We start from the raw sequence: 6,000 nt of genomic DNA, 5'->3' as shown, positions 1-6,000 counted from the left end.
CGTTTCACGAAAATCTTGCCAGGGCCAGCAGGACGCGTACGCCGACACCGAGGAAGACGACAGGCTGCTCAACCAGTGCCCGGCTTGGGTGGACCAGCCAGAACGCGGCGTATCCGCCGGTGCCATCCTGGCCGAACACGCGGAAGTCGTCGCCGTTCAGCTCGCTGTTACCGGTCCACGCTCGGAACCAGTCGGTTGTCTCATCGGCAGACAGGAATGATGCAAAGGGTTCAAATTCGACACCGTCACCGCCGGCGTAGTCGAACCGGACCGCCATGGCGGCGGCGAGCGCGGCAGGAAACTGGCGATCTTCGTTCGGCGTCACGCGAACAGTGAACCGCTCCAGGATCGGTGGAGGTCCGGGTGGCCGGCGAGCCATGCGGCCAGGGGCTCTGCGTCCCGGCCGGGCAGGACATCCAGCGGGCGGCGGGCCTCCAGGTCCACCAGGAGGGTCGCGTAGGAGTCACCCTTACGGAGGGCGAAGTCATCCACACTCAGCACTCTGACCAGGCCGGACGGTGCATCAGGAACCGAGCAGAGCAGGCCCAGGAACACGTCCATGGCCACCGGAATACCCAGCAGCGCTGCCAGTCGGGCCCCGGGGCGCCCCGCCAGCACCAGCGCGATCGACGAAGTATCTGCCGTAGCAACGGCGTGTACCGGGCGTGTGGCCGGGTCAGGCCCTCCACCTGCTCGGCGAACGTCACCGCGGCGCAGAGGGAGTTACTGCACCTGAACCGCCGCACCACGAGCGTGATCACCGCTGGCGTCAGCCCGTCCGGCGCATCCCGCAGCTGCCGCGTGTATCGGCCGTGCACCCGCCAGGACGGCATCCCACACTCCGGACACCGCACCGGCAGCGCCCGGCACGACGCACGAAACGTGACCACCCCGTCGGCTCGCTCTACCGACTCAACGACCACCCCGGCTAAATGCGGCAGCAACCGCCCCAAATCCCCTGAACCACACACCCAGTCGGCACTCGGGGACTCCGTCGGCCTCCCGCTCCTCACGGTCCTCGACTCGCTTCGACCTGACGAACGACTGGCGTTCGTGGTGCACGACGTGTTCGCCGTGCCCTTCGTGGAGATCGGCACCATTCTCGGCAAATCCGTCGACGCGACCAAAATGCTCGCCAGCCGCGCCCGCAGGAAAGTGCAGGCCGCGCAGCAGCCGGCAAGCACCGGACGACAACAACGCGAGGTGGCGCAAGCCTTCTTGGCCGCAGCCCGCGACGGCCGGTTCGAACAGCTGCTTCAGGTCCTCCACCCCGAAGTGACGTTCACCATCCACACCCCGAATGGCACGTTCGTCACGCTCGGGGCCACCGAAGTCGCCACCCGCGCGCGAGTGGCCGGCAGCGCGGCACGAGGACACGCGGCGATCGTCAACGGCCGCCCCGGCGCCATCTCCTGGAGCGAGGCCGGCACCCCGCTGCCCCTCCTCGCCTTCACCGTCGCCGACGGCCACATCACCGAGATCACCGCCGTGGTCGACCCGGCCAAACTCGCGCTCATGGACCTTCCGGACCCGGTGTGACTCCCTACCGGCGAAGGCCGCCCGTACTCGAAGTAGTCCGCGCCTGGTCCTCAGAGACGTTGAACTCAGCCTCTGGGAAAACCTCAGTGGCTTCACCTGGGAAGTGCTCTTTCGACAGCAACCGACAAGACCCTCGAGAAGTCCTATCGTTGCAGGTCAGGAACGCTTCTCGCATCTCTGATCAAGTGGCAGACGGCACCGCTCGTGAAAGCCCGAGGCTAAGGGCTGTCCCGTAAATGATCTCGACGGCGATGAGAGGGCTGTCGGCCGTCGTATGGCTGGCTGGTCTATCCGGCGAGGGTGAGGTTGTGCAGGCGGGCAATGCCGCGCATGGGGTGGTAGACGCCGTCGCCCTTCAGGCGGCACTCCCGCAGGATCTTCCAGCTCTTCATCCTCGCGAATGCGTGCTCGACACGGGCTCGTACCTGCTTGTGGGACTTGTTGTGCGCCTCCTTCCAGGCAGACAGTTCCTCGCCCTTTCGCCGGCGATGGGCATTACCAGGCCGGTGCCCGGGTAGCTGCCGTCGGCGATCGTGGTGGTGTTTCCGACTGCCGCCTTGGCACCGGATTCCTCCCACGCCTTGCAGTCGGGCGCGTTTACCGGGAAGCGGCCGGCCGACCACGACGACGAGGCGGGTGTCGGCGTCGATGACGACCTGGTGGTTGGTGGAGTATCGGTAATTCTTGGACTGTTCGGCCATCATGTGGTCGCGGGTGGGGACCAGAGTGCTGTCCACGATGAGGACGGCGTCCTTGCGGAATCGCTTGCGGGGCTGGAGCGCGAGCATGGGGGCCAGCTGGTCGATGATCCTGTGCGCGACCGACTTCGAGATGCCGAACAGCGGGGCGAGCTGGCGCAGCGTCAAGTTGGTACGCCAGTAGGCCGCGACCAGCAGCACCCGGTCCTCCAACGGTAGACTCCACGGCCGTCCTCTTCGGACCGCGTCCGCGCCTTCACGGCGCACCATGCTCACCAACGTGTCGAAGCAGCGCGGGTTCAGCCCGGTGAACGGGGCTATCCAGGACGGCTCCGACGCCGTGATCACACCAGTCATGATCGAGATCATCCCGCAGCATGGCGACTATGAGATCCCATCAGGCAGATCTACCGGCCGAAGCCTCTCCACTGCCTTCCCCTGGCCTAGCGCTCACGAAGTCCCACCGGACGGTTGAACGTCTCCGTAGATGCGAAAGCCGTGAAACCTGCGGTGTGGGAGTGCGGCGTAGAACTCTTCTGCGGTGTCCGTGACCAGGTCCATGCGCATGGCTCCGCAGCGGCGAAGAGTCTCCTGAACCAGACTGCGGCCGATACCTTCGCGACGGCGATCGTGAGCCGTGGCAAGCAGTGACAGGTGTGCCTGTGCGACACCATCGGTCAGGGCTTGCGCAAAGCCGACAACTCGCGTGCCTTCAACCGCGACGAGCGCCACCACGCCCGGTGCCGTCAGGCTGGCCTTGGCCCGCTCGGGGTTGGCAGAGATGGTGGACCATCCCTCACTACGACACAGGTCGAGGACTCCAGAGAGGTGAGCGGGATCGAAGAGGACGACGTCAGCCATGAGCGCGATTGTCCTCCTGCGGCGGCCTGCCCAATATCAGGACAGCCCTTAGCTTGATCTTTAACCTGTGCGGCGGGGTTTCGGGGTGGTTGTGTTCTTCTTTTGTTGTTTCGCTGGCTGGGTGTTCTTGGGTGTGTGCACGTCGTGGCGGGGTGCGGGGCGGGTGTTTTTCCTGCCTGGTGGCCGGCCGGGACCGGGGAGGGTGGGTTTCGGTGCTCTGGCCGGGCAGATGGCCTGTGGGCGGATGTGCCGGAAGTCGCGGCGGACGCGGGCGGGAGTGAGCCTGTCCGGAGGGCTGGGTCTCTCCCAGGGACGGCGCCCGGTCGGCTGCCCATGGGCGGGCCGGACGCAGTTGGGTGTAGGCGGCGAGGATCAGCCAGGTCCAGCGGTCGGCGGCCTCGGGTGTGCGGATCTTCGGGGTGGTCCAGCCGAGGGTCTGCTTGAACAGGCGGTAGGTGTGCTCGATGTCGAAGCGTCGCAGGTAGGCCTGCCGGAGGCGGTCGGCGTCCGCCGCAGTGGCGTCGGTGCCCGATCACCACAGCCAGACCGGCTTCGGTGTTGCGCCGCTGGGCAGGTGGCCGATGTCCAGGCGGATCACCGTCCCTTCGACGACCGGGAGGGTGCCGTCGGCGGCTGCCCAGGAGGAGCGGTGGGTCAGCCTGGGGTGCAGCCGGTCCCAGGAGCGGGCTCTGGTGGTGCCGTAGAGGCGTGTGTCGGTGACGGTCTCGGTGTCCGGGGTGCTCCAGGTGTCGGGCTGGCCGAAGACGAACTCGCTGCCGTGCCGGGGCGGTCGGCCCTGGGTGTGAGGCTGCCGGGGCGGGACGGCCTGCCGCAGGACGCGGTCCGAGCGCATCCGGGCCAGCACCTGCACCGGCAGGTCGCTCAGTAGGAAGGCGAGACGGGGTGCGTCGTAGCCGGCGTCCGCGATGATGAGGATCTTCGGTTCGCCTTCCTGCCGTTGACCTGCCTTGATCAGTGTCTCGACCAGTTCGCGCAGTTGCCGGGCGGTGGCGGTGGCGGTGTCGTCCCCGGGCGCCAGGCGCAATGCGTCCAGCGGAGCGGTCCAAGAGCTGCGGCCCGGCTCGAGTGCGCAGATGATCGAGTACGGCCGGCCGGGAACCGGGATGTGCTGGTCCTTGCCCCGACCGTAGGTGTGACACAGGATCCGTTGCGGTGAGGTGTGGGCATCGGGACGCAGCCAGCAGGTGATGTCGACGGTCAGGACCAGTCGGCCGTCGACGGCCCGGGGCAGTGACACCGAGGCCAGGGCCCGCCGGATCCGGCCGGCATCGACCCGGCCGCGGGCGACGGCTGAGTAGAGTCCGCCGTGACCGCGGCGGTGTTCGCCGACCAGCGACAGCTCGGGCAGTGACCTCACTGGTCCGTCACCGCACAGAACGGCATCGGCCAGCTCGAACAACGCATCCGAACGAGCGGTGAGACAGGAGTAGAACTCGCCCCGGAAGCATGACAGTTGCTCCAAAGCGTCTCGTCGTGTGTCTCGATGCAGCAGACTCATCCCCACGGCCTTCGTTCTGAAGATGTGTGTTCCTTGGTCGGAGCACATGTTCAGACGAAGGCCGCCTCCGTGTACGGCGGATACCGGACCGAGTGATCCAGTTCGAGGCACCATTCGACATCGGTCGTTAAAGATCAAGCTAGGGCGTGTTTCAGAAGTGGATCAAGCATCGTGGTGGGTTGGGCGGGGTGTCTCGTCTGTCCAGCCTCGAGGCAGGGCCAGTCGGCCAGGTGGCAGCCGTGCAGTGCACCGCGCACGACTACAGCGACCCCGGCAAACCCCGCATCGCCTGGAACGACGAGCAGGCCCGTGCTGATCTCGTCGACGCCCTGGTCGGTGACGCGCTCAGGCTGCTGGGGCATCTGCCGGACCAGCAGCTCGGTGAGAAAGCCGCGAACGCGGTGGGCCTGCTGGCCCTGGTCGCCGGACAGGACGTGGAACCGGCCGAAAACTCCGACGGCCGTGACGGACGCTGGCGCATCACCTGCGGCACCGCCTACGACCGGACAGTCTCCACCGCCGATGCCGAATCCCGGCACATCCACAAGACCCGCACCCACCAGCAGGACGGATACAAAGCCCGCCTGGCCATCGAGCCGGAGACCGCGTTATACACCGCTGTGGCCCTCACTCCCGGCGTCGGGCCCGAGCACCACGAGGCCACCGTCGGCGTGGACCTGCTCGCCGCAGAAGACGGGCCGGTGGACGCATTCGGTGATACCGCCTACTCCACCGGCGAGGCCCGCCAGGCCCTCGAAGCAGCAGGCCACCGACTGTTTTTCAAACCCGCCCCGCTACGGGCAGCTGTCCCCGGCGGCTTCACCCTGGACGACTTCGCCATCGACACCGCCGCCGCCACGGTCACCTGCCCCCAAGGACACACCGTCGCGCTGTCGGACCCCGGCGGGCAGCACAGCCAGCGCAGGGCAGCCTTCGGGAACCTGTGCACCGGATGTCCCCTGCGTGAGCGGTGCACCAAAGCCAAGGCCGGCCGCATCCTGACCATCCGCCCGCACCACGACCTGCTCGCAGCTGCCCGCCGCCAGGCCACAACCGACCCCGACTGGCAAGCGGACTACCGGCGCTGGAGACCACCGGTCGAACGCGCCGTCGCCTGGCTCGTCCAGCACGGCAACCGCCGCCTGCGCTACCGCGGAACCATCAACAACAACACCTGGCTCCACACCCGAGCCGCCGCCCTCAACCTCCGCCGACTGATCAACCTCGGACTCACCCACACCGGCGACGGCTGGCAACTCGCCCCGGCCACCACCTAACGAACAGGGGCCGCCCGGCCTCCAGGCGGACAGCCCCTCACCAAGATCTTCACGAGCCTTCTAAGCACGCGGGGGCCGGGTCTTCGCCAAACGTAGCCGACGCCAT

General features: G+C 67.4%; 4 protein-coding genes and 4 pseudogenes. 2 read left to right on the top strand and 6 right to left on the bottom strand.

Translation table 11 applies throughout. The annotated features are described in order from the left end of the window. Positions 1-46 precede the first annotated feature (46 nt). The 3 genes and pseudogenes from BIV23_RS31470 to BIV23_RS54085 all read right to left on the bottom strand — a co-directional run. Positions 47-277 (bottom strand): annotated as a pseudogene (locus BIV23_RS31470) (SMI1/KNR4 family protein); the annotation flags it as partial. Between the two features lie 44 nt (positions 278-321). Further along, positions 322-561, bottom strand: a complete 240-nt coding sequence (locus BIV23_RS49045; protein ID WP_071384373.1) for a transposase — start codon at positions 559-561, stop codon at positions 322-324. Further along, entirely contained in the window at positions 495-854 is a 360-nt protein-coding gene (locus BIV23_RS54085; RefSeq protein WP_425443541.1) for a transposase family protein, read from the bottom strand. Before BIV23_RS54085 ends, BIV23_RS49045 begins: the two co-directional genes overlap by 67 nt. 118 nt (positions 855-972) lie before the next feature. Between BIV23_RS54085 and BIV23_RS31460 the strand changes: the two are divergent. Beyond that, positions 973-1,539 (top strand): annotated as a pseudogene (locus tag BIV23_RS31460) (sigma factor-like helix-turn-helix DNA-binding protein); the annotation flags it as partial. Positions 1,540-1,826: 287 nt separating this feature from the next. On the opposite strand, the pseudogene BIV23_RS31455 reads toward BIV23_RS31460, so the two are convergent. The 3 genes and pseudogenes from BIV23_RS31455 to BIV23_RS31450 all read right to left on the bottom strand — a co-directional run bounded on the left by BIV23_RS31455 (position 1,827) and on the right by BIV23_RS31450 (position 4,617). Further along, positions 1,827-2,594: pseudogene (locus tag BIV23_RS31455) on the bottom strand (transposase). Positions 2,595-2,687: 93 nt separating this feature from the next. Continuing rightward, on the bottom strand, positions 2,688-3,098 hold the full coding sequence (locus BIV23_RS47140; RefSeq protein WP_079173508.1) for a GNAT family N-acetyltransferase: 411 nt from the start codon (positions 3,096-3,098) through the stop codon (positions 2,688-2,690). Positions 3,099-3,158: 60 nt separating this feature from the next. Continuing rightward, positions 3,159-4,617: pseudogene (locus BIV23_RS31450) on the bottom strand (NF041680 family putative transposase). A 230-nt stretch (positions 4,618-4,847) separates the two neighbouring features. On the opposite strand from BIV23_RS31450, the gene BIV23_RS31445 reads away from it, so the two are divergent. After that, a complete protein-coding gene (locus tag BIV23_RS31445) occupies positions 4,848-5,894 on the top strand; it encodes a transposase (RefSeq protein ID WP_245790727.1) in 1,047 nt (348 codons plus the stop codon). The last annotated feature ends 106 nt before the right edge of the window (positions 5,895-6,000 follow it).

Origin of the sequence: Streptomyces monashensis (genome assembly GCF_001866665.1) — a bacterium.
GTDB classification, from domain to species: domain Bacteria; phylum Actinomycetota; class Actinomycetes; order Streptomycetales; family Streptomycetaceae; genus Streptomyces; species Streptomyces monashensis.
The sequence above is the reverse complement of the archived record's forward strand: the minus strand, read 5'-3'. Positions and strand labels throughout refer to the sequence as shown.